1 protein-coding gene is annotated in these 529 nt (G+C 68.8%); it reads left to right on the plus strand.

All coding sequences use genetic code 11. The features are described 5' to 3' along the window. A partial coding sequence (locus tag SAS01S_RS22030; RefSeq protein ID WP_245657079.1) for a methyl-accepting chemotaxis protein occupies window positions 1–529 on the plus strand: 529 nt, incomplete at both ends.

Here is a 529-nt window from a genome sequence, read left to right on the forward strand (position 1 = left end):
CGGCGGGCTTGATCCGCGCGATCGAGGATGCCCGGACCGAAGTCGAGGCAGCCGCCGAGATCGCTACCCGCGCCAGCTCGCAGGCCGGCCAGGCGGTCGAGACCAGCGGCGCGCTCAGCGATCACGCCAAGTCGATCGAATCGATCCTGGGGCTGATCCGCGACATTGCCGGGCAGACCAATCTGCTGGCGCTCAACGCGACGATCGAAGCGGCGCGCGCCGGCGATGCCGGCCGCGGCTTCGCGGTGGTGGCGCAGGAAGTGAAGAGCCTGGCCAACCAGACCGCGCGCGCGACCGACGACATCGCCGCCAAGATCGCCGCGATCCAGTCCGCCACCCGATCGACCGTCGAGACCAATGCCAGCATCAAGGCGACCGTTGCCGAGGTGCAGGAATCGGCGTCGCGCATCCGCTTCGCGATGGAATCGCAGGCGCAGACGGTGACCGCGATCACCGCCGCGGTCGACGAAACCGCGCTTGCCGCCGATTCGATGTCGAACACCATCGCCACGATCCGCGAGGATACCGA

Source organism: Sphingomonas asaccharolytica NBRC 15499, from assembly GCF_001598355.1.
Lineage (GTDB): Bacteria > Pseudomonadota > Alphaproteobacteria > Sphingomonadales > Sphingomonadaceae > Sphingomonas > Sphingomonas asaccharolytica.